Below are 26,773 nucleotides of genomic sequence, written 5' to 3'. Positions count from 1 at the left end.
TTCCCCGTCGTCAGGCGGCCACCACCACCTTCACGCCCGCCTCGCGCAGTACCTGGGCAAAGCGCGGCGGGGCGGGCGCATCCGTGAACAGCATGTCGACCTGGGCCAGGTCGGCCAGGCGCACCAGGGCCTTGCGGCCGAACTTGTGCTGGTCGGCCACCAGCCACACTTCGCGCGACTGCTCGATGATGGCTTGCGCCACTTTGACTTCGCGCGCGTCGAAGTCGCGCAGGCTGCCGTCTTCGTCGATGCTGGAAATGCCGATGATGCCGATGTCGACCTTGAACTGGCGGATGAAGTCGATGGTGGCCTCGCCGACGATGCCGCGGTCGCGCCCGCGCACCACGCCGCCGGCCACGATGACTTCGCAGGCGGCGTTGTCGGCCAGGATGGCGGCCACGTTCAGGTTGTTCGTCACCACGTGCAAGCCCGTGTGCCGGCCCAGCGCGCGCGCCACTTCCTCGGTCGTCGTGCCGATATTGATCAGCAGCGAACAGCCGTGCGGCACTTGCGCGGCGACGGCGGCGGCGATGCGCCGCTTGGCGTCGCTGTTGAACACTTGCCGCTGGCTGTAATCGATGTTTTCCACGGACGAGGGCAAGCCGACTCCGCCATGGTAGCGGGCCAGCAGGCGCGCCTCTTCCATCTGCTTGACGTCGCGGCGCACGGTCTGCGGCGTCACGTCCAGCTGCTGCGCCAGCTCTTCGACGGACATGGTGACCTTCTGGCGCACCACTTCAAGCAGGCGCCGCTGGCGGGGATTCAAAATCATGGGCTTGTCTCTTTAAAAATCACAAACGAACAAAAACGAACAAATAGTGATAAAAATATGTTGCTATCGATTCGCAATCTGGCGTATCTTATCCATATTGCATTCGAATGACATCTGTATTGATCTTAACGACAGTCGCCGGCGATGCCTAGTCTTTCCTGGGCGCCGGTTCCTGACAGCGATGGAGTCAAGATGGCGGCAGCACAGCAAGGTGTGGAGACAGCGATGGCATGCGACGTTCTCGTGGTCGGTGGCGGCATCAACGGCGCCGGCGTCGCGCGCGACGCGGCCGGGCGTGGCCTGTCCGTGGTGCTGTGCGAAAAGGACGACCTGGCCGCCCACACGTCGTCGGCCTCCACCAAGCTGATACACGGCGGCCTGCGCTACCTCGAATATTATGAATTCAGCCTCGTGCGCAAGGCGCTGATCGAGCGCGAAGTGCTGCTGCGCTCGGCGCCGCACATCATGTGGCCGCTGCGCTTCGTCATGCCGCACGCCAAAGGCCAGCGCCCGGCCTGGCTGATACGCGCCGGCCTGTTCCTCTACGACATGCTGGCCAGGCGCGAAATCCTGCCCGCCTCCAGCGGCATCGACCTGGCGCGCCACGCGGCCGGCAAACCATTAAAACCCCAGTTCAGGCGCGGCTTCGTGTATTCGGACGGCTGGGTCGATGATGCGCGCCTGGTGGTGCTCAATGCCATCGATGCGGCGGAGAAGGGCGCGGCCATCCTGACGCAGACGCGCTGCACGGCCCTGCGGCGCGAGGGCGCGGGTGCGGACGCTTGCTGGCTGGCCACCCTGCTGCAAGCCGACGGGCGGGAGTTGTCCGTGCGCGCGCGCAGCGTCGTCAATGCGGCCGGGCCGTGGACGGCCGAATTCCTGCAGCAGGCGGCGCCCGGCGGGCAGGGCCGGCATTTGCGCCTGATCAAGGGCAGCCACATCGTCGTCAAGCGATTGTTCGAGCATGATCACGCCTACATCTTCCAGCATCCGGACGGGCGCATCGTGTTTGCCATTCCGTATGAGCACGATTTCACCCTGATCGGCACCACCGACCTCGACTACCACGGCGACAGCGGCAAGGTGGAAATCGACGACGAGGAAATTCGTTACTTGTGCGAGCTTTCCAGTTACTATTTCAGCAAGCCCGTCGATCCGGCCGACGTGGTGTGGACGTATGCGGGCGTGCGCCCGCTGGTGGAAGACGCGGCGGCCGACGCCAAGGCCGTCACGCGCGATTACCGCTTCGAACTGGACCGGGAAGGCGCGCCGCTGCTGAGCATTTTCGGCGGCAAGATCACCACCTTCCGCAAGCTGGCCGAGGAAGCGCTCGATGTGCTCGCACCCTTATTGGCGCCGGTGCCAGGCAATGCGCGGCCGGCCTGGACGGCCAACGCCTGCCTGCCCGGCGGCGACGTGTCCGGCAGCACGCCGCAGAACCGGTCCGTGCGCGAGTTCGGCCAGTTCGTGCAGGGCCTGCAGCGCGACTATGCATGGCTGCCGGCCGCGCTGGTGGCGCGCTATGCGCGCGCCTACGGCACGCGCATCCATGTGCTGCTGGCCGGGCGGGCGGACGTGGCGGCCATGGGCGAGGAAATCGCCGCCGGCCTGTACGCGGCGGAAGTGGACTATTTGCGGCGCCACGAATGGGCCGTCAGCGCGGCCGACATCCTGTGGCGGCGCTCCAAGCTGGGCCTGCACCTGCCGCGCGAGACGGCGGACAGGCTCGATGCCTGGCTGTTGCAGCATCCTGTATTGCCGTAGAAAAGACTGTGCAGGCGACCGCACCCCGCAGAGGGCGCGGCGAAGAATAAGAACACATCACTGGAGGAGAAGCGCGTGCAACTGGTACTGGACAAGATCAGCAGGAAGCAGGGGGCTGACGACTATTTATATCCGATGTCGCTGGCCCTCGTGCCGGGCGCCATCAACGTCTTGCTGGGCACCACGCGTGCCGGCAAGACCACCCTGATGCGCGTGATGGCGGGCCTGGACAAGCCCAGCGCGGGCACGGTCACGGCCGACGGCGTCGACGTGACGGGCGTGCCTGTCAGCAAACGCAACCTGGCCATGGTGTACCAGCAATTCATCAATTACCCGGCCTTCACCGTCTACGACAATATCGCCTCGCCCTTGCGCTTGCGCAAGGTGCCCGAGGAACAGATACGGACGAAAGTGCAGGCGCTGGCCGAGCGCCTGCATATCACGCCCTACCTGCAGCGCACGCCCGGAGAGTTGTCGGGCGGCCAGCAGCAGCGCACGGCGCTGGGGCGCGCGCTGATCAAGGATGCGTCCTTGCTGCTGCTCGACGAGCCATTGGTGAACCTCGACTACAAACTGCGCGAGGAATTGCGCCGCGAATTGACGGAACTGTTTTCCAGCGGCAGCACGACGGTCGTGTACGCCACCACGGAACCGCTGGAAGCGCTACAGCTGGGCGGCCACGTGGCCGTGCTGCACGAAGGGCGATTGCTGCAGCAGGGGCCGACCCTGGACGTCTTCAACGCGCCCAATTCCATCGCCGTGGCGCGCACCTTCAGCGACCCGCCGATCAACCTGATTCCCGCCCGCGTCGATGCGCACGGCGTGGCGCAGGCGGCCGACGGCCTGGCCATCCACCTGAGCGGCGCGCAGCGCGCCCGCCTCGGTGAGCGGCGCGACGTGATCCTCGGCGTGCGCGCGCACAGCCTGCACCTGTCGCCCCGCTCCGATGGCGACGTGCCCATCGCAGCGACGGTGGACCTGGCCGAAATCAGCGGCTCGGAAACCTATGTGCATGCGCGCCGCGGCGAGCTGGCCCTGGTGGCGCAGCTCGGCGGCGTGCACGACCTGGAGATCGGCAGCGCCTGCACCGTGTATTGCCAGCCGCATGCCTTGCTGATCTTCGCCGACGATGGCGGCCTGCTGTTCGCTCCTGCGCAGGGAGGAGTCTGACATGGCGCGCATCGAACTGGCGGACCTGGCCCACGCCTACAAACCGAATCCCACGGCGCCAAGCGACTATGCGCTGCGGCCCATGAGCATGGAGTGGCGCGACGGCGGCGCCTACGCCTTGCTGGGACCGTCCGGCTGCGGCAAGACGACCTTGCTCAATATCATCTCCGGCCTCGTGAAACCGTCGCATGGCAAGGTGCTGTTCGACGGCAAGGATGTCACGCAGCTGCCGACCGAGGCGCGCAATATCGCGCAAGTGTTCCAGTTTCCCGTCATTTACGACACCATGACCGTGCACGACAACCTGGCGTTTCCGCTGCGTAATCGCGGCTGGAAAGAGAGCGAGGTGAAAAAGCGCGTGCAGCAGGTGGCGCAGATGCTGGAGCTGACGGACGACCTGAAGCTGCGCGCCAGCGGCTTGTCCGTGGACGCCAAGCAAAAGATTTCGCTGGGGCGGGGGCTCGTGCGCCCCGACGTGGCGGCCGTGCTGTTCGACGAACCGCTGACGGTGATCGATCCGCATTTGAAATGGCTGCTGCGCAGGAAACTCAAGGAAATTCATCACGAACTGAAGTTGTCCTTGATCTATGTCACGCACGACCAGGTGGAAGCCTTGACCTTTGCCGACCAGGTGGTCGTCATGACCCAGGGCGAAGTGGTGCAGACGGGCAGCGCGCAAGCGCTGTTCGAGGAACCCGAGCACACGTTTGTCGGCTATTTCATCGGCAACCCGGGCATGAACTTGCTCGATTGCAGCCTGGACGACGGCGGCGTGCGCGTGGCGGGACAGCCGCTGGCCGCGTCCGCCGCCGCCCGCGCGGCCCTGGCTGGCGCGCAAGGGAAAATCACGCTGGGCGTGCGGCCCGAATTCGTCGCATGCCTGCCGGCGGGCGAGGGCGGCGCGGGCAGCGATCACTGCCTGGACGCCATAGTGACGGCCGTGCGCAACATGGGCACGCATTACCTGGCGGAATTCCAGCTGGGCGGCGCGACGGTGGCGGCCAAGCTGCGCGCCATCGATGCGGTGGTGGGCGATGCTGTGCGGCTGCGTTTTCCGCCGCAACGCACCTTGTTCTATGTCAACGATAAGCGGGTGGCCTGATGATACATAACGGTAAAACCGATAACAACCGCCGCGCCTGGCTGCTGATCCTGCCCGTGTTGCTGTGCGTGGCCTTTTCCGCCATCCTGCCGCTGATGACGGTGGTCAATTATTCCGTGCAGGATATTCTGAGTCCCACGCAAAAGGTGTTCGTCGGCACCGAGTGGTTCCGCATGGTCATGCTCGACGGCGACCTGCACAGCGCCTTGCTGCGCCAACTGCTGTTTTCCGGCTCCGTGCTGGCGATCCAGATTCCGCTCGGCATCCTGATCGCCCTGTGCATGCCGGCCGATGGCTGGAAGGCCTCGCTGGCGCTGGTGCTGATCGCGCTGCCCTTGCTCATTCCCTGGAACGTGGTGGGCACCATCTGGCAAATCTTCGGCCGCGGCGACATCGGCCTGATGGGCTATACCCTGAACCAGCTGGGATTTGACTACAATTACAACGGCAATTCGCTCGACGCCTGGCTGACCGTGATGGTGATGGATGTCTGGCACTGGACGCCATTGGTCGTGCTGCTGTGCTATGCGGGCTTGCGCGCCATTCCCGACGCGTATTACCAGGCGGCGCGCATCGACGGCGCCTCGCGCCTGGCCGTGTTCCGCTACATCCAGCTGCCGAAACTGCGCAATGTGCTGATGATCGCCGTCCTGCTGCGCTTCATGGACAGTTTCATGATCTACACGGAACCGTTCGTGCTGACGGGCGGCGGGCCGGGCAATGCCACCACCTTTTTGTCGCAATACCTGACGCAAAAGGCCGTGGGCCAGTTCGACCTGGGGCCGGCTTCGGCCTTCTCGCTGATCTATTTCCTCATCATCCTGCTGTTCTGCTTTGTGCTGTACACGTGGATGCAGCGCGTCGGCACGGGAGACCAGAAATGATGCACAAGAAAATGAGCAGCACCATCCTCGTGGTCTTCTTGCTGGGCTCGCTGTTGCCCATCTACTGGATGCTCAATATGTCGCTCAAGACCAACGAGGAAATCGTCGGCGTCTTGAGCCTGTGGCCCCAGCAATGGACGTTCGCCAACTACCACACGATTTTTACCGACCGTTCCTGGTACAGCGGCTACATCAATTCCATGATTTACGTGGCCTTGAACATGGTCATGTCTGTCACCGTCGCCTTGCCGGCCGCGTATGCGTTTTCCCGCTATAACTTTGTCGGCGATAAACATTTGTTCTTCTGGTTGTTGACCAACCGCATGACGCCGCCCGCCGTCTTCCTCGTGCCGTTCTTCCAGCTGTATTCGACGGTGGGCCTGATGGATACGCATCTGGCCGTGGCGCTGGCGCACATGGTGTTCAACGTGCCGCTGGCCGTGTGGATACTGGAGGGTTTCATGTCCGGCGTGCCCAAGGAAATCGACGAGACGGCGTATATCGACGGCTACAGCTTCCCGCGCTTCTTCCTCCGTATCTTCTTGCCGATGATCAAGTCGGGCGTCGGTGTTACGGCGTTCTTCTGCTTCATGTTCAGCTGGGTGGAACTGCTGCTGGCGCGCACCTTGACGTCCGTCAATGCCAAGCCGATTGCCGCCACCATGACGCGCACCGTCTCGGCGGCCGGCATGGACTGGGGCGTGCTGGCCGCTGCCGGCGTGCTGACCATCGTGCCCGGCGCGCTGGTGATCTGGTTCGTGCGCCATTACATAGCCAAGGGTTTCGCGATGGGGAGGGTGTGACATGGAAAACAATAGCGATAGCACAGCCAGCCTGTTCGGCTGGATGGCGTGGACGCCGGAAGTGGCCATCTTCTTCATCTGCATCGGCTTGATGCTGGCCGGCATGACGGTGTGGCAAATCCGTTCGCCCAGCATCGAACGCAAGGGTTTTTTGCCCATGCCGACGACGCGCGGCGACCGCCTGTTCATTGGCTTGCTCACGGCGGCCTACGTGAATCTGGCCTGGGCGGGATTCACGGAAATGCAGCAGGCGATAGGTGCTGCCATCAGTTTTGTAATGTTATTAGTGGTAATGCGTTGGGGATGACCGGCTTGCCGGTGTTGATGGAGGCCGGACCGTCAGCAGGCGGCCGGCAATAAAATAAAAGGAGATTCACGATGAAATTGAAGTTCACGGTCTTCGCGGCTGCGGCCATGCTCGTGTCGAACGCGGCCCTGGCCGACGCCAAGCAGGCGCAAACCTGGATCGACAAGGAATTCCAGCCATCCAGCCTGAGCAAGCAGCAACAGCTTGCCGAAATGAAATGGTTCATCGATGCGGCGGCCAAGCTGAAAGCCAAGGGCATCAAGGAAATTTCCGTGGTCTCGGAAACCATCGACACCCACGTCTACGAATCGAAGACCCTGGCCAAGGCCTTCGAGGAAATCACGGGCATCAAGGTGCGCCACGACATCATCCAGGAAGGCGATGTGGTGGAAAAGCTGCAGACGTCCATGCAGTCGGGCAAGAGCATCTATGACGGCTGGATTTCCGATTCCGACCTGATCGGCACGCACTACCGCTATGGCGCCGTGGAACCGCTGTCCGACTACATGGCCGCCAAGGGCAAGGAATTCACGAATCCCGGTCTCGATCTGAAGGATTTCATCGGCATCAGCTTTACCACGGCGCCGGACGGCAAGGTGTATCAATTGCCCGACCAGCAATTTGCCAACCTGTACTGGTTCCGCGCCGACTGGTTTGCGCGCAAGGATTTGCAAGCCAAGTTCAAGGCCAAGTATGGCTACGAACTGGGCGTGCCGCAAAACTGGTCCGCGTATGAAGACATCGCCGATTTCTTCACGAATGACGTGAAGGAACTGGACGGCAAGAAAGTCTACGGCCACATGGATTACGGCAAGAAAGATCCGTCGCTGGGCTGGCGTTTTACCGATGCGTGGCTGTCGATGGCTGGCGCGGCCGACAAGGGCATTCCGAACGGCATGCCCGTCGACGAGTGGGGCATCAAGGTGGCGGCCGACAAGTGCACGCCCGTGGGCGCGTCGATGTCGCGCGGCGGCGCCACCAACTCGCCGGCGGCCGTATTTGCGCTGACGAAATATATCGACTGGATGAAGAAATACGCGCCGCCGCAGGCGAACGGCATGAATTTCTCGGAATCGGGCCCCGTGCCGGCGCAGGGCGAAATCGCCCAGCAAATCTTCTGGTACACGGCATTTACGGCCGGCATGACGAAACCGGGCTTGCCAGTGGTCAACAAGGACGGCACGCCGAAATGGCGCATGGCGCCGTCGCCGCACGGCCCGTACTGGAAAGAGGGCATGCAGAACGGCTACCAGGACGTCGGTTCCTGGTTCCTGTTCAAGTCCACGCCGGACGACCGCAAGGCGGCAGCCTGGCTGTACGCGCAGTTCGTTACCTCGAAAACCGTGTCACTGAAGAAATCCATCGTCGGCCTGACCTTCATCCGCGATTCCGACATCCGCCACGATTACTTCACGAAACACGCGAACGAATACGGCGGCTTGATCGAGTTCTACCGCAGCCCCGCCCGCGTGGCGTGGACGCCGACGGGCAACAACGTGCCCGACTATCCGAAGCTGGCCCAGCTGTGGTGGAAGAACGTGGCCACGGCCATCACGGCGGAAAAAACGCCGCAGGCCGCCATGGATAACCTGGCCGAGGAAATGGACCAGGTCATGGCGCGCCTGCAGCGGGCCGGCATGAAGGCGTGCGCGCCCAAGCTCAATGCCAAGGGCGACCCGAACCAGTATCTGTCGGACCAGCACGCCCCATGGAAAAAGCTGGCGAATGAAAAGCCGAAGGGTGAAACGATTGCCTACGATAAATTATTGCAGGCTTGGAAAGAAGGCAAGGTAAAGTAGTCGTGTAGACTTCTGCCGCCGCTTTCCCGGGGCACGGGCGCTTGTCCGTGCCCTTTTTTCACTGTATAGCCGTAGTAGCGACCATGACCAAATACATACTTGCTTTAGACCAGGGCACCACCAGTTCGCGCGCCATCCTGTTCGACCATGCGGGCCGGCCGCACGCCAGCGCGCAGCGCGAATTTCGCCAGATCTTCCCCCAGCCGGGCTGGGTCGAACATGACGCGGGCGACATCTGGGCTTCGCAGGAAGGCGTGCTGCACCAGGTGCTGCGCGACAGCGGCGTGACGGCCTCCGACGTGGCCGCCATCGGCGTGACCAACCAGCGCGAAACGACGGTGCTGTGGGACCGCGCCACGGGCGTGCCCGTCGCCAACGCCATCGTCTGGCAAGACCGCCGCAATGCCGCGTTCTGCGAACAGCTGGTCGAGCAGGGCAAGGCGGACTTGATCCAGCGCAAGACCGGTCTCGTGCTGGACGCCTATTTTTCCGCCACCAAACTCAAATGGCTGCTCGACAACGTGCCCGGCGCCCGCGCCCGCGCCGAGCGGGGGGAGCTGGCCTTCGGCACCGTCGACAGCTGGCTGATCTACAAGATGAGCGGCGCCCACTTGACGGACACGAGCAACGCGGCGCGCACCATGCTGTTCAACATTCATACTTTGCAGTGGGACACGGATTTGCTGGCGCTGCTGGACATTCCCGCCTCGCTGCTGCCCGACGTCGTGCCATCGAGCGGCGTGGCCGCGCACACCTGCGTTGACCTGCTGGGCGTGGCCGTGCCCATCGCCGGCATCGCGGGCGACCAGCAGGCCGCCACCTTCGGCCAGGCCTGCCTGAAACCGGGCATGGCGAAGAATACCTACGGCACGGGCTGCTTCATGCTGATGAACGTGGGCAAGCGCCCCTTGCCATCGAAAAACCGGCTGTTGACGACGGTGGGCTGGAGCCTGGGGCCGGGTACAGATCAAACCGATTATCTGCTCGAAGGCAGCGCCTTCATCGCGGGCGCGGCCGTGCAATGGATGCGCGACGGCATCGGCATCATCCGCGACTCGTCCGAAGTGGAAGCGCTGGCCACCAGCGTGCCCGATTCGGGCGGCCTGGTTTTCGTGCCCGCGTTCGCCGGTCTCGGCGCGCCGTACTGGGACCCCTATGCGCGCGGCACCCTGATCGGCATCACGCGCGGCACGGGCAAGGCGCACATCGCGCGCGCGGCGCTGGAAGGCGTGGCCTACCAGAACGTCGACGTGCTGTCGGCCATGCAGGACGACGCGGGCATTGCCTTGAGTGAATTGCGCGTGGACGGCGGCGCGGCCCGCAACGACATGCTGATGCAGTTCCAGGCCGACATCCTCAATGTGCCCGTGGTGCGCCCCGTGGTGACGGAAACAACAGCCCTGGGCGCCGCCTATCTGGCGGGCCTGGCCGTCGGTTTCTGGACGTCGCAGGAAGAAATCTCCGCCCAGTGGCAGGTGGGACGCCGATTCGAGCCGAAGATGGCGGCCGACGAACGGCTGACGCGCTTGCATAAATGGCAGCGGGCCGTGGAACGCTCGCGCGACTGGAGCGAGTAAGAACATCTGACCAAACCTACTGCGCGTCGCGCTTTGCGGCCTGCGATGCTCACCACCTCGCACCTCGGCGGCCCCGTGCTAAGCACGGTTGCGCTTCTTAGCCACAAATCACTGCCGCTCGCTACGGTTTTGTCAGACGTTACAAGAACCGGGATCAATGGCGCATGAAATACACGGCATAGCCGACGGTTTCGCGCGGCACGGAATACAGGTCGCGCCACTCGACATACGGCGCGTGCACCTGGCCGCTGACGGCGATGCCGCTGCGCTCCAGCGCCAGCCGGAAGCGGGGCACGTGAAAATATTGTGTGGCAAGCATGGCCGTCTTCCAGCCGTGCGCGCGCATGAGAAGCGCCGCGTTGCGGGCCGTGGCGTCCGTGGTCCAGCCTTGATTATCCTCAAGGATGGCGCCGGCGGGCACGCCGCGCTTGAGCAGGTAGCGGGCCATAGCGGCGGCCTCGTCAAAACCCTCCTTGCCCGTGGCCCCGCTGACGAGGATGCGCGGCGCCCGGCCCGCCTGGAATTGCGTCAGCGCCGCGTCGAGCCGCGCCTGCAGGCGGGGGCTGGGCGTGCCGTCGGGCAGGATCGTGTTGCCGGGCACGACGATTACGTCGGCGGGCGCCAGCTTGTCGTTAAGGCCCTCCAGTACCAGGGCGGTGGTGGCCAGCGAGAACGTGGCAAGGCTGGCCAAGCCCAAGAGCGTAAGTTTTCGCATCATTCGCAATGCCGTGACGTTTTTCCTGGGGCGGAATGGCGATGGCCCTTGCGCAAGCGGACTGCCGCATAAGTCAGCAGTGGCTGGAGTAGCCAGCGAACCAGCCGTTTCAATGTTGGGCGTGTGGCAATGAAGTTGGCGAAGGGAGGGCTGGTGCGGTAATAGCACGCCACAAACCAGCGTCCGCCAATAGATTGCAGCAGATGCCGGTCACGCCAATGCCGCAATACATTGATTTCGCTTGCAAAAGGTGTTCCGAATGCCGCCGTGGCGATGAAGCATGCCGAAGAATTGATCGAGGCGAGATTATTCTGGATGTCGATATTGCGCGGCGCGAGTTGGGCGGCTTTTTCCAGAAAAGCCCGTGCCTCGTCTTTTTTCTTGTGTCCTTCCCATAAAATCAGCCCCTTCAGATTGAGAGCGATCGGGTTTTCGGGAAATAGCTCCAGCGAACGGTCGATATATTGCAGTGCCAGATCCATATCGGCCGATTGCGGCACTTTAAAACCTATGTTTGTACCGTAGATTTTCTTATTCTCGCGCAGCAATCGCATCATTTGCTTCGCTTGATAGTGATACTGGTCGGATTCGGCCTTGTCGGCAGCCAGCTTTGCCTCGTTGGCACGTCGCGCAGCCTGTGTATTGTTGACTTGGCTTAATCCATCGCGCGCTTTTATTTCCAGATCCAGCAAGCCTGCATGGTACGGATCAAGCAGCAGCCCCTGCTCAACGTACTGCATGGCTTTGCCATAGATTCCTTTTGCAATCGAGCGCTCCGCCATGACGCACAAGGTTTGTGGGGTGGGGCTGGATGCCGCCTCATGGCTGCGCTCATGTGAATTGTGACAATAGGGACAGGTAAATGTGGATGCCTGGTCTTCTACGTCCAGGTTCGCGCCACATTGTGTGCATTCAAATACAGCTAAAGCCATCTCGGTCGTGTTCCGTTAGCGTGGAAAAGGACACAGCCTTTTTAAGCTGTGTAATTGTAAAACTCTAACGTATCTGACGGCCGGTGTCAGGGAAAGATAATGGGATGGCTGAAAATATTTTCAAGCATCCGGTACTTGCCATTAAGGTGTAATTGAAATTGTTCTTGCGCGCTGGTTCGACAGATAAATATTGTCCTTGTCCAGCGGCTTGCCTTCGCGCACGGCATCGAGCCAGTCCTGCGTGCTGGCGACGGCGGCGAAATTCGAGTGGAACACGGTGCAAAAGACGCGGTGGATTTCCTCGGCGCTGGCCGTGCCGCCCGCATTGGCGTAGGGCAGGGCGCCGCTGGCGTCGTGCAGGAACTCGACCTGCAAACCGTCGTGCGCGGCCTGGTAGATGGTGGTGGCGTCGAAGTTGTGCGTCATGTAGCCGGTTACCGCCAGGGTGTCGATGCCGTGGCGCTCCAGCCAGGCGCGCAAGTCCGTGCCTGCAAACGCGCTGGCCTGCGTGACGGCCAGCCTGGGCCAGGCGCACAGCATCGACGCGCTGGCCGAGCGGGCCGCCATGAGCCGGCGCAATTTCACGCGCCACTTCCGCCAGGCGACGGGCACGTCGTTCAAGCAATGGCTGCTGAACCAGCGCCTTGCGCATGCGCAAAGCCTGCTGGAAAAAAGCGCGGCCTCGATCGATGTCGTGGCGCAAGAAGCCGGCTTCGGCACGGCCCTGTCGCTGCGCCAGCATTTCCGGGCCAGCTTGCAGACGTCGCCGTCGGCGTACCGCAAGCTGTTCCGCGAGAAACAGGCGTGCGCGGCGCGCTGAAATCAAGGCGCATGGCCTGCCGCCGCTGCCACTTCCGCCGCGTCGAGCAGCCGGTAACTGCTGGCCCGTTCCGCCGAGTCGAGGGTAATCATCGTCAGCGGCGGCCCGCCAAACTGGCGGAAGCGTGATTTTGTCGCCGCGTAGGCGGGCACCAGGGTGATGAGATTGCGTACCAGCAATCCAACATGCCGCGCCGCATGCTCGATGACGACGATGCGCGCCGTTGGCGCACCCTGCGGGCCGAGCGCGATCAGCGGCAGCGGGCGTCCCTGCCAGGTGCAGCTGCCGCCGGGCGCGGCCATGCCGTCGGAAGCGGGCGCCTGCATGTCGGCAGGCAGGGGCAGAATGGTGACGATGGCGCTCATCGGCAAGGCCAGTTCCTCGCCCGCATCGCAGATGATGTAGGCGTCGCCGCTGCGCTCGTCGTGCGCCGGCGCCTGGTCGCCCGTTGCCTGCGACGCCTGCGGGCACAGGGCCAGCAAGGCCGCGTCGTCGAGCACCAGTTGCGGCGGGCCGGATGCCGCCGTGATCGTGGCCGCCACCAGCGCGTGAGCGCATGGCCCGTCGCTTCCGTGCAGGATGCGGCTGCTATCGGTATCGCGCACGGCCAGCGTCTTGTCGACGCGCAGCCCCAGGCAAAGGCCGTCGCGTTCCAGCACGGCCAGCAGGGGCGGCGGCGCGGACGGTGCCGGCAAGGCGCCGTCGAGCACGGCGCCGTTGAGCACATAGACTTGCCGTCCGCGCCAGCGCGCCACCCCGGCCAGTTGTCCATTCCAGCCGAATGCCGTGTCCAGCGGCGGGCACGGCAGGACCTCGGCGACCAGCGTCGCGGGCAGTGCCAGCACGCGCCCCGCCAGTTCGAACAGCGCCAGCGGCACGCTGCCGCCCGCTTGCGCATCGCGCGGGCGCGCATCGAGTCCCGTTTGCATGCCCGCCGTCCGGCTCCAGGCTTGCGCCCGCAGCATCAGGCGCTGCGGTTCCAGCAGGTTCAGCAGCTCATCGCCGCCGGCGTGACGCGCGACGTGACGGAAGAAACGGTCAGGCGCGTCGTCGTGGCACACTTGCTCGATATGGTCAGGATGGATTTTCCGTACGCTGCAGATGGCGTCGACCGCCAGGCCGGCCAGGCGGCCTTCCGCCGCCAGCAGCAGCACGTAGGCACAGGGGGCATCGGCCGGCATGTCGAGCCAGCCGCGCAAGTCGATCAGGGGTATCACCTGGCCCAGGTGCGAAAACACGCCTGCCAGGGCGCCTGTGGCGCCCGGCATGGGCAGCACGCCGGCCGGTAGCGGCAGCGCCTGGCGCACATGCAATGACGCGATGCCCACCTGCAGCAGGCCGATGCGCACCTGCACGTAGTCCTGCGCCGCCGGTGCCGGGGCAGACATGCTCAGTGCCCCGCGGCGGCGGTTGCCTGCAGGTCCGTCAGCAGTTGCGCCACATGCCTGCTGGAGTCGACCTGGGCGGCCGTGGCCTGGTCGATCTGGCCTATCGATTGTGTTGTGTTATGCACGGAGTCGCGGATCTGTTCGAAGGACAGGCGCACCTGTTCCGACAGGGTGCCGCTTTGATCGACGCGGCCGATGGTGGCGTCGATCAGGCGCGCGATGTTGCGCGCCGCATCGCCGGATTTTTCGGCCAGTTTGCGCACTTCATCGGCCACGATGGCGAAACCACGGCCATGTTCGCCGGCGCGGGCCGCCTCGACGGCCGCATTGAAGGCCAGCAGGTTGGTCTGGATCGCAATATCGCTGATGGTGCTGACGATTTCCTGCACGTCCTGCGACGATTTCTGGATCTCCAGGATGGAGTCGATCGATTGACCGAGCAGTACGCGCCCCTGCCGGGCATGCTGTTCCGTTTGCTGTGCGATGGTGTTCGCATGCGCGGCACCCTGGCCGATGCTGTCGATGGCGCGGGCCAGCTCCTGCATGACGTCGCCGATGCCGGCGACGCGGCTGCTGACGGTCTGTTCGCGCTCGACCTGCTGCGTGATGTCCATGGCAAATTTGACGACCTTGAAGGCGCGGCCGTTGGTGTCGAGTATGGGATTGTAGGTGGCTTGCAGCCAGATGGCGGCGCCATGCTTGGCGAGGCGGTGGAAACGGGCGCTCTTGAACTTTCCTTCGCCCAGGTCGGCCCAGAAGTTGCGGTAGTCTTCGCTCTGCACCAGGGCGTCGTCGCAAAACATGCTGTGGTGCTGGCCCTGCACTTCTTCCAGCGTGTAGCCGACGGCACGCAGGAAATTGCTGTTGGCCGTCAGGATAGTGCCCCGCATGTCGAATTCGATCACCGCCTGCGAACGGGCGATGGCATCGATCTTGCCGGCCGTTTCGGAGCTGAGGCGCTTGGCAGCCGTGATGTCGGTGGCAAACTTGATCACCTTCAGCGGCCGGCCATCGACATCCAGGATGGGGTTGTACGACGCCTGTATCCACACTTCGCGGCCCAGTTTGTCCAGCCTGCGGAATTCGCCGGACTGGAATTGTCCGCGCTCCAGGCTTTCCCATAATTGCCGGTAGCTGCTCGCCCGCACATCTTCCTCGGTGCAAAACATGCGGTGGTGCCGGCCGAGCAATTCCTGTTCCTGGTAGCCAAAGGTGCGCAGAAAGTTGTCATTGGCGCGCAGCACGCGGCCCTGCAAATCGAATTCGATCACGGCCTGTACCCGTTCGATAGCCTGGATCTTGCCGGAAAAGTCCTGGCGCGCGTGCATATTGGCCGTGATGTCGTCGATGAGCGCGATGACATGGTCGGGCTGTCCGCCATCGTGCGACAGCGGCACATAGCGGGCCTGTATCCACACTTCCCGTCCTTGCTTGTCCACGCGGCGAAATTCGCCCGCCTGCGACTGGCCCTCGGCCAGCAGGCTCCAGAATTGCCGTTCTTCCTGTTGCCGTTCGCGCGTGGCCATGCATAGCAACTGATGTGGCTGGCCCAGCAATTCGTCGCGCTGGTAGCCGAACAGGTCCAGCGCGAACGCGTTGGCGTCGCTCACGCAGCCGCGCAGGTCGAATTGCATCAGCCCTTGCAGCTTGCCCAGTGCTGCAAGCAGGCCCATGTCATCCATGCCTTGCCGTGCGATGCCAGCGTCCATGATCGGGTGGTTCATTGCATTCTCCAATGTTCTCGGACCGGCGCGCGCCGGCACAACTGTTCCTGGCGGTGTGTGCCACGTGTCCGTCAGACAGGCGAGCGATGTAGCTTGATGGCGGACGCAGGTTTGGCATCTGCGGAAACAAATAAATTAAATATGCCCAATTAAACAAATATTCAATGGATTAGTCAAATGGTATTTGAGATTTTCCAAGCAAGATACCCGATTTTCTTGTTTTTACAGAGCGGGGTGGGGGAAGATGTTTCTTTGTGGGTACAAGTGTGCCGGCAATATAAAAAATAAATATATCAAATATATCAAATAATTTGCGCTACCCTTGGCATGCCGGGTCGCGGCTGCCGTGCTGGAGCTTGGCGCTGACGCCGATTTGCCGCGCGATGAAGGCGGCCTGGTCAAATTCGTGGCGTTCCTGGAACGAGACGGTTTCCGCGCTCATCAGTTCGGCATACGTCTGCATCAGGGTCGAGGCGGCAACATGCTTGCCTTGCTCCAGATAGGTGTCGATGGCGGCCAGCAGCACGCGGTAGTCGGCATTGTCCTTGCTGCCGCCAAAGTTCAGCGACAACTGCCCGCAGGCGCGCCGGATGGGGTCGCGTTCCCCGTCCGGCACGCCTTGCGCGCGCAGCCATTGCAAAGCCTTCAATGGCGGGCCGCCAAACGACGGTGGAGAGATGATGGCCTGGATGGCCACCTTGACGGCGTCGTCGATTCTTCCTGCGCGCACATACTGGCCATGCAGCAGCACCAGCGCATCCGTGTATTCGGGCAGGATGGCCAGCGCCGCTTCCAGCAGGGCGACGGCGGCGTCCGGCTTGCGCTGCGCAATCAATTCCCTGGCCTCCAGATAGGCGGCGCGGGGCGAGGCGGGGTCGTCGGCCAGCGACGGCGTGGCGACGTACTCGTCTTCCGCTGTCGCGTAGGCTTGCAGAAACGCCGCCAGGCTGGAAAAGTGCGGCTGCAATCGCCACTCGTCGTGCCACGTTTCGACGACGATGGGTTCGGCCGCTTCGCGCCCGATGGGCCAGTACAGGCCGAACGTGTCGCCATTGCCCAGCGCGCCCTCGGCAAACGGGGTGAAGCCGAGGGGCGGGTAGGGTGTATCGTGCCGCCAATCCTGGTGTGTCGAGATCTGGGCGAGGTTTGCAGGTAGTTGCATGGGGGGGGGAGCGGAGAATAAAACGCCAGTGTAGACCAACGCGGCTGGCGCGTCCCCATGGCTTACCTGTGCGGCTCGTGTATGCGGAATTTTCTCACCACGCCCGCCTGGTCGAACATGACGGCCACTTCGCGCGTGCCTTTTTCACCCAGGAGGGGGATCAGCCGCGTCACGCCGGGCGTTTGCAGCTGGTTCTTGTAGACCCAGACTTCATAGCCGGGGTCGAAGCTGACGACGGTGGCGTTGCCCAGGGCCGCGTCGAGGTCGAGGCGGGTGGTCTTGCCCACCTTGATGTTCTGATAGATGGCGCCGTTGTCCGGCGCGCGGTTGACCTTGTATTCACTGGCGGTGCACATGGCCACGGCCAGGCCCGCGAGGCAGGAAGCTGCCAGTTTTATCAATGTGTTCATATGGACTCCCGGTGTGCATCACTGCTTCCAATCTCAGAGGGGACGGGCGTGATGTCAGGAGGGGAGTGTGCTTGCGAACCAGGTAATGTGCTACCAGATTATACAAAGTCTCATATTTCGATGCTGTTGGTACTGGTTGGCGGTGCTTTTAACGATTCTGCAACACGTCGGTCGAGAGCGCCAGGGTTTCCTTGATTTCTTCCATCACCACATAGCTTTTCGACTGGGCCGCGCCCGGCAGCTGCAGCAGCATGTCGCCGAGCAATTTGCGGTACTCGGCCATTTCATGGATGCGCGCCTTGATCAGGTAATCGAAGTCGCCCGACACCAGGTGGCATTCCTGCACTTCGGGAATTTGCAACACTTCACGCCGGAATTGCTCAAAGGCTGACGCGGATTTCTGATTCAGCGTAATCTCTACAAAGACGAGCAGCTTGGCGCCCAGCGCGGCCGGGTTCACCTTGGCGTGGTAGCCGGTAATGACGCCGTCGCGCTCCATGCGCTTGACACGCTCGATGCAGGGCGTAATCGACAGGCCCACCTGCTCGCCCAGGTCTTTCATCGAGATGCGGCCATCCTGCTGCAGGATGCGCAGGATGTGACGGTCCAGCTTATCCAGTCCGCGTGCCGATTCTTTAAGTATTCTCATGATTTATTGCTGAAATTCTCGATTTATACGTGAACAAATACTGGGTCATTCCCAATATCATAGCGGTAAATCTGGCAATAGCCTAAAAAATATAATGAGGAAACTATGCGTATCGTGATTCTGGGTAGCGGCGTCATCGGCGTCACCAGTGCTTACTATCTGGCCAAGGCAGGACATGAAGTGACCGTCATCGACCGCCAGCCCGGCCCGGCACTGGAAACCAGCTTCGCCAATGCGGGGCAAATCTCGCCCGGCTACGCTTCGCCATGGGCCGCGCCCGGCATTCCCCTGAAGGCCGTGAAGTGGATGATGCAGCGCCACGCGCCGCTGGCCATCTCGCTCGACGGCAGCGCCGCCCAGCTCAAATGGATGTGGCAGATGTTGCGTAATTGCACACCGGAAGCCTACGCCGTGAACAAGGAGCGCATGGTGCGCCTGGCCGAGTACAGCCGCGACTGCTTCAAGGTCTTGCGCGCCGAGGCGGGCATCGCCTATGAAGGCCGCCAGCAAGGCACGATGCAATTGTTCCGTACTGAAAAGCAATACAACGACGCTTCGAAGGATATCGAAGTGTTGAAGGACGCGGGCGTGCCGTATGAAGTGCTGCAGCGCGATGAACTGTCGCGCGCCGAACCGGCCCTGGAAGCCGTCAAGGACAAGCTGTTCGGCGGCCTGCGCCTGCCCAACGATGAAACGGGCGATTGCCAGCTGTTTACCACGCGCCTGTCCGAAATGGCCGTCGCGCTGGGCGTGAAATTCCGCTACGGCGTGGCCATCGATGCGCTGCTGACGCAGGGCGATGAAATTGCCGGCGTGCAATGCGGCGCGGAAATCGTGAAAGCCGATTCCTACGTCGTGGCGCTCGGTTCCTACTCGACGGGCTTCATGCAGCCGCTGCTCGACATCCCCGTGTATCCGCTGAAGGGCTATTCGATCACCGTGCCCATCGTCAACGCGGCCAAGGCGCCCGTCTCGACCATCCTCGACGAAACGTACAAGATCGCCGTGACGCGCTTCGACGACCGCATCCGCGTGGGCGGCATGGCGGAAATCGCCGGCTACAACCTGAACCTGAACCCGCGCCGCCGCGAAACGCTGGAAATGGTCGTCAACGACCTGTTCCCCGGCGGCGGCAACACGGCCGAAGCGACGTTCTGGACGGGCTTGCGCCCGATGACGCCGGACGGCACGCCCATCGTCGGCCGCACGCCGCTGCGCAACCTGTTCCTCAACACGGGCCACGGCACCCTGGGCTGGACCATGTCCTGCGGTTCGGCGCAATTGCTGGCCGACCTGATGTCGTCGAAACAGCCGGCCATCCTGGCCGAGGACCTGTCCGTCAGCCGCTACAGCGGCGCGCAGCGCGGCGGCAAGCTGCAATACGCGGGAGCCTGAGATGGCGGGAAGCATGCCTCCAAAGGAACGTAGCGGCGCCATCCTGACGGTGGACCTCGATGCCGTGCGCGCCAACTACCGCTTGCTGCGCGACAAGGCGCACCCGGCCGCCTGCTCGGCCGTCGTGAAGTCCGACGCGTATGGCCTGGGCGCCGCGCAAGTGGGCGCGGCCCTGTATGAAGAAGGGTGCCGCCATTTCTTCGTGGCCCACCTGGAAGAGGGCATCAGCCTGCGCCCGCACGTGGCGCCCGACGCGGCCATCTTCGTGCTGCACGGCCCGCCCGTCGACACGGAAGGCGAATTCACGGCCCACGGCCTGATCCCCGTGCTCAACAGCGAGCCGCAGGTGGCGGGCTGGCGCAGGCATGCCAGGGCGCTGGGCACCACCCTGGACGCCATCGTGCAGGTGGATACGGGCATGTCGCGCATGGGCCTGTCGCCGCAGGAAATCGACGCCTGGCTGCTGGATGCTCACTTTCTCGACGGCATCAAGGTGCGCTACCTCATGAGCCACCTGGCGTGCGCCGACGAGCGCGCCAACCCCATGAATGGCGAGCAGCTGGCCCGTTTCACCGCCATCCGCGCCCGCTTGCCGCAGTACCGCGCCAGCCTGGCCAATTCCTCGGGCATCTTCCTGTCGCCCGACTATCACTTCGACCTGGTGCGCCCGGGCGCGGCCCTGTACGGCATCGGGCCGCAGGGCGGCGAGCCGAATCCCCTGCGCTCCGTGGTCCGCCTGCAGGGCAAGGTCATGCAGACGCGCACGATTGCCGCCGGCGACCACGTGGGCTACAGCCGCCGCTACACGGCCAGCGAGCCGCGCCAGGTGGCCACTGTTTCCGTCGGTTACGCCGACGGCTGGCTGCGCAGCATGAGCAACCAGGGCCTGGCCATCGTCGACGGCGTGAAAGTGCCGCAGATCGGCGCCATTTCCATGGATTCCATCACCCTCGACGTGAGCGCCGTCGCCCGCGAGCGCATCGCGCCGGGCAGCCTGGTCGACCTGATCTGCGCCGAACACCCGGTCGACGCCGTGGCGGCCATGGCCAATACCATCGGCTATGAGGTGCTGACGAACCTGGGCGGACGCTACTACCGCGAGTACCGGGGCCTGGCACGTTAGCGCACCTGCCAAAACGCCCCTGGCGTTGTTGCCTTGCCTTGCCGTACATTCGTACTGTCTTCGGCAAGGCGCCTAGCCCTGAGCATTTTTTCAGGTGCGCTGGTTTCGCACGCTAAGCAGCGCGAAACCGATAATTGTGTGGCAAGATAGCCCCGGAGTGAACTTCACTCCAGGGCTATTTTTTTACCATCATCGGGGATTTCTATGAGTCAATATAACGTTGCTATCATCGTCGGCAGCCTGCGCAAGGATTCCTTCAACCGCAAGCTGGCCGACGCGCTCGTCAAGCTGGCGCCGCCCGAGTTTTCTTTTAAACATATCGAGATCGGCGACTTGCCGCTGTACAACCAGGATGACGATGGCGCGCAGGCCGAGCAGGTGCTGCGCCTCAAATCCGACATTTCTGCATCGCAAGCCTTGCTCTTCCTCACTCCCGAATACAACCGCTCGATTCCCGGCGTGCTGAAAAACGCCCTCGACCACGGTTCGCGCCCGTATGGCCAGAGCGTGTGGGGCGGCAAGCCGGGCGCCGTGCTCGGCGTGTCCGTGGGCGCCACGGGCACGGCGCTGGCGCAGCAGCATTTGCGCAATGTGCTGGCCTACCTGGACGTGCCGCTGCTGGGCCAGCCGGAAATGTTTATCCAGGCCAAGGACGGCCTGTTCGACGAGCACGGCGGCATCGGCCCGGCCAGCCTGGGCTTCTTCCAGGGCTGGATGCAGCGCTATGCGGACTGGGTGCGCAAGCACGCCGTGCACGCTTGATGCATATCAAGGCGGCAGCGCTCAGCGTTGCCGCTTGTTCACATTCTTTGACCAACGATGCCAGGATTTCAATATTGGCACGGCTGTCTCGGTATAATGCGCCCTTTCTGTAGCGCAATACTTTCCAATTTCCTGCCGACTCCATGTGGACTAAACCTGTTCCGCGCATGAACTTGCGCCGTTTGATCGTGCTCGTGGCCTTTGCCAGCGCCCTGGTTTCCCTGGCCAACACCTTTTATGCGAGCTACAGCGTGCAGCGCCAGCTGCTGATCGATACCACCCTGGAAGCGAACCACGCCTACGCGAGCAAGCTGGCCAGCACGGCCGAGGATTTCCTGCAGTCGGCGCGCCAGCAGCTGGCCTACAGCGCCGGCGGCCTGCCGTCGCGCATGGAGGACGAGCAGTGGCTGACGGACGAGGCGCAGCGCCTGCGCCTGCAGACGAACAGCTTCAACTCCGTGCTCATCGTCGACGCCCAGGGCAAGGTGCTGGGCGTGTCGCCGGAAACGCTGGCCCTCAAGCACCGCACGCTCGATTCGGCCGGCGCCGCGCAGGCGCTGCGCGAACGGCGTCCCCTGATCACGCAGCCGTACATGTCCTCGGCCGGCAACCTGGTGGTCTTCATTTCGCACCCCATCGTCGGCAAGGACGGCCGCTACCTGGGCTATGTGGGCGGCAGCATCTACCTGAAACAGAAAAACATCCTGTACACCATGCTGGGCCAGCATTATTACCGCGACGGCTCCTACCTGTACGTGGTCGACCAGAACCGGCGCCTGCTGTACCACCCGGACCCGGATCGCCTGGGCGACGTGGCGGGCAGCAACCAGGTCATCGACACCATCATCGCGCAGCGCGGCGCCGGCAACCAGCGCATGAGCAACAGCCTGGGCGTGGACATGCTGGCCGGCTATGCCGTCATGCCGTCGACGGGCTGGGGCATCGTGGCGCAGCGGCCGACGGCCATGACCCTGGCGCCGCTGCAACAGCTGATGGCCAATACCGTGTGGCATTCGCTGCCGATTGCCTTGCTCAGTCTGCCATTCATCTGGTGGCTGGCCAGCCTGATTTCGCGGCCCCTGGTGCAACTGGCCGAGGGCGCGCGGCGCATGGATGCGCCCGGCACAGCCGAGCGCATTGCCGCCATCCGCTCGTGGTACGTGGAAGCTGCGCAGATCAAGAAAGCCTTGCTGAAGGGCTTGGGGTTGTTGCAGAACAAGATCGGCAAGCTGAAGTTCGACGTGCAGACGGACCCGCTGACAGGCCTGTCGAACCGGCGCGGCATGGCGGCGGCGCTCGATGCCTGGCAGGCCCAGGCGCGGCCGTTTTCCGTCATCGCCATCGATATCGACCATTTCAAGCAAGTCAACGACCGCTGGGGCCACGCCGTCGGCGATGAAGTCATCCTGCGCCTGGCGCAGCTGATGCGCGCCTGCTCGCGCGATGCCGACGTGCTGTGCCGCAATGGCGGCGATGAATTCATCATGCTGCTGCCCGACGCCGACCTCGACGTGGCGCTGCAGGTGGCCGAACGCCTGCGCGCCAGGGTGGCCGCCGCCGAGATCCCCGGCGCCGGCCCCGTGACGGTATCGCTGGGCGTCGTGTCGTCGGAGCAGGCGGCGGGCAAGGCGGGCGGCGCCGATGCCGTGCTGCTGGCGGCCGACGCGGCCCTGTACGTGGCCAAGGAAAACGGCCGCAACCGCGTGGGCATCACGGAGCCGGCCTGAGGCGTTTTTACGCCGGAGCGGCTTGACCTTGCCATTCGGGAAACGTCAAACTGATCCTATGTTTTCTCCGATTTCTGAGTCTGTTATGTTTTGCCGGACAAGCCTAGAGTGGAGGCCTGGGTAAAACAGACGTCACACGTCGGGAAGGCAACACATGTTAGGGCTTACGGCATTGGAGCTGGCGCGCGTCCAGTTCGGCTTCACCATCTCATTCCACATCATTTTTCCTGCCATCACGATCGGCCTGGCCAGTTACCTGACGGTGCTGGAAGCGGCGTGGCTGCGCACGCAGGACGCCGTGTACCGCGACCTGTACCACTTCTGGTCGAAGATTTTCGCCGTCAACTTCGGCATGGGCGTCGTCTCCGGCCTCGTCATGGCTTACCAGTTCGGCACCAACTGGAGTTTCTTTTCCGATTACGCGGGCAGTATCACGGGGCCGCTGCTGGCCTATGAAGTGCTGACGGCCTTCTTCCTGGAAGCGGGCTTCCTCGGCGTAATGCTGTTCGGCTGGCACCGCGTGGGGCCCGGCCTGCACATGTTCGCCACGTCCATGGTGGCGCTGGGCACCCTGATCTCGGCCACCTGGATCATCGCCTCGAACAGCTGGATGCAGACGCCGCAGGGGCATGAAGTCGTCGACGGCAGGATCGTGCCCGTGGACTGGCTGGCCGTCATCTTCAATCCCTCGTTTCCCTACCGCCTGCTGCACATGAGCGTGGCCGCCTTCCTTGCCACGGCCTTGCTGGTGGTGGCGTCGGCCGCCTGGCATTTGCTGCGCGGCAACGACAATGCGGCCATCCGCAAGATGATGAGCATGGGCCTGTCCATGCTGCTGATCGTCGCGCCCATCCAGGCCGTGATCGGCGACCTGCATGGCTTGAACACGCTCGAGCACCAGCCGGCCAAGCTGGCCGCCATGGAAGGTCACTGGGAAAACAAGGGCGGCGAGGGCACGCCGCTGATCCTCTTCGGCTGGCCCGACATGGCGCGCGAGGCAACCCTGTACAAGGTGGAAATCCCCCGGTTGGGCGGCCTGATCCTCGCGCACGACTGGAATGGCACGATCCCCGCGCTGAAGGACTTCGCGCCGCGCGACCGGCCCCCTTCCGCCGTCGTCTTCTGGTCCTTCCGCATCATGGCTGGCCTGGGCATGCTGATGATCGCGCTGGGCATCTGGAGCGCGTGGCTGCGCCGGCGCGGCACGCTGTGGCGCTCGCGCCTGTTCCTGCGCTGCGCGCTGTGGATGGGACCCAGCGGCCTGCTGGCCATGCTGGCCGGCTGGTACACGACGGAAATCGGCCGCCAGCCGTGGACCGTCTACGGCCTGCTGCGCACGCAAGACGCCGTCTCGGCGCATGGCGCCACGCAGCTGGGCATCACCCTGGTGCTGTTCGTCGTCATCTATTTTGCCGTGTTCGGCACGGGCATCGGCTACCTGCTGCGGTTGATCCGCGTGGGGCCGCAGCCGCATGAGGGCGAGCGCGTCGAACAAGGCGGCCCCGGCCAGGAACGCACGCCCGCGCGGCCTATCTCGGCCGCGCATCTTGAAGCACCAGCACAAGGAGGAAATTCGCATGGGCATTGATCTGCCGCTACTGTGGGCCGTCATTATCCTGTTCAGCATCATGATGTACGTGGTGATGGATGGCTTTGACCTGGGCATCGGCATCCTGTACCCGTTTTTCAAGGACAAGAGCGAGCGCGACGTGATGATGAATACGGTGGCGCCCGTCTGGGACGGCAATGAAACCTGGCTGGTGCTGGGCGGCGCCGGCATGCTGGCCGCCTTTCCGCTTGCCTATTCCGTGGTGCTGAGCGCCTGCTATTTGCCGCTCAGCTTCATGCTGATGGGCCTGATCTTCCGCGGCGTGGCCTTCGAGTTCCGCTTCAAGGCGCGCGAACGCGAGCGCCACCTGTGGGACAAGGCCTTCATCGCCGGCTCGGTGGCGGCCGCCTTCTTCCAGGGCGTGACCCTGGGCGCCTACATCCAGGGCATGCCGATGGAAGGGCGCAGCTATGCGGGCGGCGCGCTGGACTGGCTCACGCCGTTCTCGCTGTTCGCGGGTGCGGGTCTGGTGGCGGCGTATGCCTTGCTGGGCAGTACCTGGCTGATCATGAAGACGCAGGGGGGCCTGCAGGCGCGCGCCGGGCGCCTCACGCGCGTGCTCGTGTGGCTGCTGCTGGGCGTGATTGCCGTCATCAGCATCTGGACGCCGCTGGTCGATCCGGCCATCGCCGCGCGCTGGTTTGCGCTGCCGCAACTGTTCTGCTTCCTGCCCGTGCCGCTGCTGGTGGCGGGCGCGGGCTGGCTGCTGCTGCGCTCCCTGCGGCGCGGGCGGCAAACGGCGCCGTTCCTGTGCACCCTGGCCCTCGTCTTCCTCGGCTACACGGGCCTGGGCATCAGCGTGTGGCCCAACATTATCCCGCCGTCGGTATCGATCTGGGAGGCGTCCTCGCCGCCGCAAAGCCAGGGCTTTACCCTGGTGGGCGCGCTGTTCATCATTCCCGTGATCCTGATGTATACGGTGTGGTCATATTATGTGTTTCGTGGCAAAGTCTTGCCGGAAGATGGTTATCACTGATGAAACAAGTTGAACAAGGACAACAATCATGGCGGAAGCGACTGGCGTGGCTGGCCGGCATCTGGCTGGCCAGCGTGGCCACCCTGGGCCTGGCCGCCTGGGCGATGCGCCTGCTGATGCGGGCGGCGGGGATGGGCAGCTGATGGCGCAGGTATCGCAGGTGTCGGGCATCCGCTGCGAAGTCGGCGGCCGGTTGCACCCGCTGGCCTTCCTCGGCTGCCGCGAACTCAACTATGGCCAGCCCAGCGCGCTGCCGCTGCACCCGTTCCGCCTGAGCGTGCCGGAAGCGGCGCTGGCGGGCCTGCTCGACGAACCGTTCAACAGTTTTATCCAGACTTGCCGCGAAGACGACTTGCAGTACGAGGAAAGCGACTTGCCCGAACTCAAGGAAGCGGGCTACCCCGGCATCTCGGCCATGCTGGCGGGGCACCGGCCGCTGCTGGCCGACATGTTGCTCGACTTCATGATCGGCGACCTGCTGGCCGCCATCGGGCGCGCCAGCGGCTACCGGCCACCGCGCGCGCGCCATTGGGGCGACGTCGAGGCGGCCGATGGCCGCGCGTATTTCACCATCAATGAAGTGCAGAAAGTGACTTTTGCCGATGGCCAGGCCATCTTCGAAGGGCAGGGATATGATGGTGTGTACGTCATCTGGCTGACGCACGGCGACGGGCGCAAATAGGGGCTTGACCTTCCTCATGTGGGAAGGTTTATAGTTGTGTCATGAACCGTGCCTTTTTCCGCTCACTCGCCCGCTCGCTGCTCTGGCTGCTGGCCGTTACGCTGCCCTTGCAGGGCTTTGCGTCGGCCATGCGCAGCTGCTGCGTGGACGAGCTGGCGGCAGCGGTCACCGTCACCGTCGCGGCCATGCCGGCGCCCCAGTGCCATGACATGGGCGACATGCAGATGCAAGGCCAGCCGCTGAACATGGCCATGGCCGATGGCGGCGCCACGCACCATGGCCACGATTGCAGCAACCATGGCGCCTGCACCGTGGGCGCCACGGCGCCGCCCGGCATGCCCGCCCTGCACGCCTTGACCCTGCGCGCGCCGCCCCCGGCGCTGGCGCCCGATTCCCTGTTCGCCGGGCATATCCCGCCTGGCCCCGAACGTCCCCCGAGAAGCACGCGCTCCGCCTGACCGCCCTTGAACCCGGCGGCGCGGCCGCTGCACGCCCATCGCGGCCGTGCCGGCCGCCCCCGG

The 26,773-nt window shown here is 63.7% G+C and carries 25 protein-coding genes and 2 pseudogenes; 18 read left to right on the top strand and 9 right to left on the bottom strand.

All coding sequences use genetic code 11. The annotated features are described in order from the left end of the window. Window positions 1-10 precede the first annotated feature (10 nt). The gene (locus CBW50_RS19685; RefSeq protein ID WP_172404825.1) at window positions 11-772 is read right to left on the bottom strand and encodes a DeoR/GlpR family DNA-binding transcription regulator; all 762 of its coding nucleotides are present in this window, start codon (window positions 770-772) and stop codon (window positions 11-13) included. A gap of 225 nt (window positions 773-997) precedes the next feature. Between CBW50_RS19685 and glpD the strand changes: the two genes are divergently transcribed. The 8 genes from glpD to glpK all read left to right on the top strand — a co-directional run bounded on the left by glpD (window position 998) and on the right by glpK (window position 10,178). Next, window positions 998-2,536: a glycerol-3-phosphate dehydrogenase gene (gene glpD / locus CBW50_RS19680; protein ID WP_086147113.1), complete on the top strand. Its 1,539-nt coding sequence runs from the start codon at window positions 998-1,000 to the stop codon at window positions 2,534-2,536. A gap of 75 nt (window positions 2,537-2,611) precedes the next feature. Next, complete coding sequence (locus CBW50_RS19675) at window positions 2,612-3,706, top strand: ABC transporter ATP-binding protein (RefSeq protein WP_086147112.1); 1,095 nt, start codon at window positions 2,612-2,614, stop codon at window positions 3,704-3,706. Window position 3,707: 1 nt separating this feature from the next. Beyond that, on the top strand, window positions 3,708-4,808 hold the full coding sequence (locus tag CBW50_RS19670; RefSeq protein ID WP_086147111.1) for an ABC transporter ATP-binding protein: 1,101 nt from the start codon (window positions 3,708-3,710) through the stop codon (window positions 4,806-4,808). Beyond that, on the top strand, window positions 4,808-5,692 hold the full coding sequence (locus CBW50_RS19665) for a carbohydrate ABC transporter permease (RefSeq protein ID WP_086147110.1): 885 nt from the start codon (window positions 4,808-4,810) through the stop codon (window positions 5,690-5,692). Before CBW50_RS19670 ends, CBW50_RS19665 begins: the two co-directional genes overlap by 1 nt. Beyond that, the gene (locus CBW50_RS19660) at window positions 5,689-6,495 is read left to right on the top strand and encodes a carbohydrate ABC transporter permease (RefSeq protein ID WP_086147109.1); all 807 of its coding nucleotides are present in this window, start codon (window positions 5,689-5,691) and stop codon (window positions 6,493-6,495) included. The genes CBW50_RS19665 and CBW50_RS19660 overlap by 4 nt, the downstream gene beginning before the upstream one ends. 1 nt (window position 6,496) lies before the next feature. Next, window positions 6,497-6,802 carry a DUF2160 domain-containing protein gene (locus CBW50_RS19655; RefSeq protein WP_226935888.1) on the top strand — a complete coding sequence of 102 codons (306 nt, stop codon included), beginning with the start codon at window positions 6,497-6,499 and terminating at the stop codon, window positions 6,800-6,802. Between the two features lie 71 nt (window positions 6,803-6,873). Beyond that, window positions 6,874-8,601, top strand: coding sequence for an ABC transporter substrate-binding protein (locus tag CBW50_RS19650; protein WP_086147108.1), 1,728 nt, complete (start codon window positions 6,874-6,876; stop codon window positions 8,599-8,601). An 83-nt stretch (window positions 8,602-8,684) separates the two neighbouring features. Then, entirely contained in the window at window positions 8,685-10,178 is a 1,494-nt protein-coding gene (gene glpK, locus CBW50_RS19645) for a glycerol kinase GlpK (RefSeq protein WP_086147107.1), read from the top strand. A 154-nt stretch (window positions 10,179-10,332) separates the two neighbouring features. Here the strand turns inward: glpK and CBW50_RS19640 are convergent, their stop codons facing one another. The 3 genes and pseudogenes from CBW50_RS19640 to CBW50_RS19630 all read right to left on the bottom strand — a co-directional run. Continuing rightward, window positions 10,333-10,896, bottom strand: a complete 564-nt coding sequence (locus CBW50_RS19640; protein ID WP_226935890.1) for a YdcF family protein — start codon at window positions 10,894-10,896, stop codon at window positions 10,333-10,335. Continuing rightward, complete coding sequence (locus CBW50_RS19635; protein WP_139842574.1) at window positions 10,893-11,825, bottom strand: CFI-box-CTERM domain-containing protein; 933 nt, start codon at window positions 11,823-11,825, stop codon at window positions 10,893-10,895. Before CBW50_RS19635 ends, CBW50_RS19640 begins: the two co-directional genes overlap by 4 nt. A gap of 141 nt (window positions 11,826-11,966) precedes the next feature. After that, window positions 11,967-12,326: pseudogene (locus CBW50_RS19630) on the bottom strand (isochorismatase family protein); the annotation flags it as partial. Between the two features lie 19 nt (window positions 12,327-12,345). Between CBW50_RS19630 and CBW50_RS19625 the strand changes: the two are divergent. Continuing rightward, window positions 12,346-12,645: pseudogene (locus tag CBW50_RS19625) on the top strand (helix-turn-helix domain-containing protein); the annotation flags it as partial. 2 nt (window positions 12,646-12,647) lie between these two features. Here CBW50_RS19625 and CBW50_RS19620 read toward each other — a convergent pair. The 5 genes from CBW50_RS19620 to CBW50_RS19600 all read right to left on the bottom strand — a co-directional run bounded on the left by CBW50_RS19620 (window position 12,648) and on the right by CBW50_RS19600 (window position 17,978). Next, a complete protein-coding gene (locus CBW50_RS19620; RefSeq protein ID WP_086147103.1) occupies window positions 12,648-14,033 on the bottom strand; it encodes a chemotaxis protein CheW in 1,386 nt (461 codons plus the stop codon). 2 nt (window positions 14,034-14,035) lie between these two features. Then, a complete protein-coding gene (locus CBW50_RS19615) occupies window positions 14,036-15,757 on the bottom strand; it encodes a PAS domain-containing methyl-accepting chemotaxis protein (RefSeq protein ID WP_086147102.1) in 1,722 nt (573 codons plus the stop codon). Between the two features lie 316 nt (window positions 15,758-16,073). Next, complete coding sequence (locus CBW50_RS19610) at window positions 16,074-16,919, bottom strand: tetratricopeptide repeat protein (RefSeq protein WP_086147101.1); 846 nt, start codon at window positions 16,917-16,919, stop codon at window positions 16,074-16,076. 62 nt (window positions 16,920-16,981) lie between these two features. After that, complete coding sequence (locus tag CBW50_RS19605; RefSeq protein WP_086147100.1) at window positions 16,982-17,329, bottom strand: hypothetical protein; 348 nt, start codon at window positions 17,327-17,329, stop codon at window positions 16,982-16,984. 148 nt (window positions 17,330-17,477) lie between these two features. Further along, on the bottom strand, window positions 17,478-17,978 hold the full coding sequence (locus tag CBW50_RS19600; protein ID WP_070222192.1) for an Lrp/AsnC ligand binding domain-containing protein: 501 nt from the start codon (window positions 17,976-17,978) through the stop codon (window positions 17,478-17,480). A 105-nt stretch (window positions 17,979-18,083) separates the two neighbouring features. On the opposite strand from CBW50_RS19600, the gene CBW50_RS19595 reads away from it, so the two are divergent. The 9 genes from CBW50_RS19595 (at window position 18,084) to CBW50_RS19555 (ending at window position 26,710) form a co-directional block, all read left to right on the top strand. Beyond that, entirely contained in the window at window positions 18,084-19,373 is a 1,290-nt protein-coding gene (locus tag CBW50_RS19595) for a D-amino acid dehydrogenase (protein ID WP_086147099.1), read from the top strand. Between the two features lie 13 nt (window positions 19,374-19,386). Then, window positions 19,387-20,496 carry an alanine racemase gene (alr, locus tag CBW50_RS19590; protein ID WP_226935892.1) on the top strand — a complete coding sequence of 370 codons (1,110 nt, stop codon included), beginning with the start codon at window positions 19,387-19,389 and terminating at the stop codon, window positions 20,494-20,496. Window positions 20,497-20,700: 204 nt separating this feature from the next. After that, the gene (locus CBW50_RS19585) at window positions 20,701-21,258 is read left to right on the top strand and encodes an NADPH-dependent FMN reductase (protein WP_086147097.1); all 558 of its coding nucleotides are present in this window, start codon (window positions 20,701-20,703) and stop codon (window positions 21,256-21,258) included. Between the two features lie 143 nt (window positions 21,259-21,401). After that, complete coding sequence (locus CBW50_RS19580; protein ID WP_086147096.1) at window positions 21,402-22,985, top strand: sensor domain-containing diguanylate cyclase; 1,584 nt, start codon at window positions 21,402-21,404, stop codon at window positions 22,983-22,985. 154 nt (window positions 22,986-23,139) lie between these two features. Further along, window positions 23,140-24,573 (top strand): cytochrome ubiquinol oxidase subunit I, encoded by a 1,434-nt coding sequence (locus tag CBW50_RS19575; RefSeq protein ID WP_086147095.1) that lies wholly within the window; start codon window positions 23,140-23,142, stop codon window positions 24,571-24,573. Next, entirely contained in the window at window positions 24,563-25,570 is a 1,008-nt protein-coding gene (gene cydB / locus CBW50_RS19570) for a cytochrome d ubiquinol oxidase subunit II (protein WP_086147094.1), read from the top strand. Before CBW50_RS19575 ends, cydB begins: the two co-directional genes overlap by 11 nt. Next, window positions 25,570-25,713, top strand: a complete 144-nt coding sequence (locus CBW50_RS19565; RefSeq protein ID WP_086147093.1) for a DUF2474 domain-containing protein — start codon at window positions 25,570-25,572, stop codon at window positions 25,711-25,713. The genes cydB and CBW50_RS19565 overlap by 1 nt, the downstream gene beginning before the upstream one ends. Continuing rightward, complete coding sequence (locus tag CBW50_RS29460) at window positions 25,713-26,252, top strand: hypothetical protein (RefSeq protein ID WP_086147092.1); 540 nt, start codon at window positions 25,713-25,715, stop codon at window positions 26,250-26,252. The genes CBW50_RS19565 and CBW50_RS29460 overlap by 1 nt, the downstream gene beginning before the upstream one ends. A gap of 41 nt (window positions 26,253-26,293) precedes the next feature. Next, window positions 26,294-26,710 (top strand): hypothetical protein, encoded by a 417-nt coding sequence (locus CBW50_RS19555; protein ID WP_086147091.1) that lies wholly within the window; start codon window positions 26,294-26,296, stop codon window positions 26,708-26,710. Window positions 26,711-26,773 lie beyond the last annotated feature (63 nt).

It is taken from the genome of Janthinobacterium sp. GW458P, from assembly GCF_002127585.1.
Classification (GTDB): domain Bacteria; phylum Pseudomonadota; class Gammaproteobacteria; order Burkholderiales; family Burkholderiaceae_D; genus Janthinobacterium.
The sequence above is the reverse complement of the archived record's forward strand: the minus strand, read 5'-3'. Positions and strand labels throughout refer to the sequence as shown.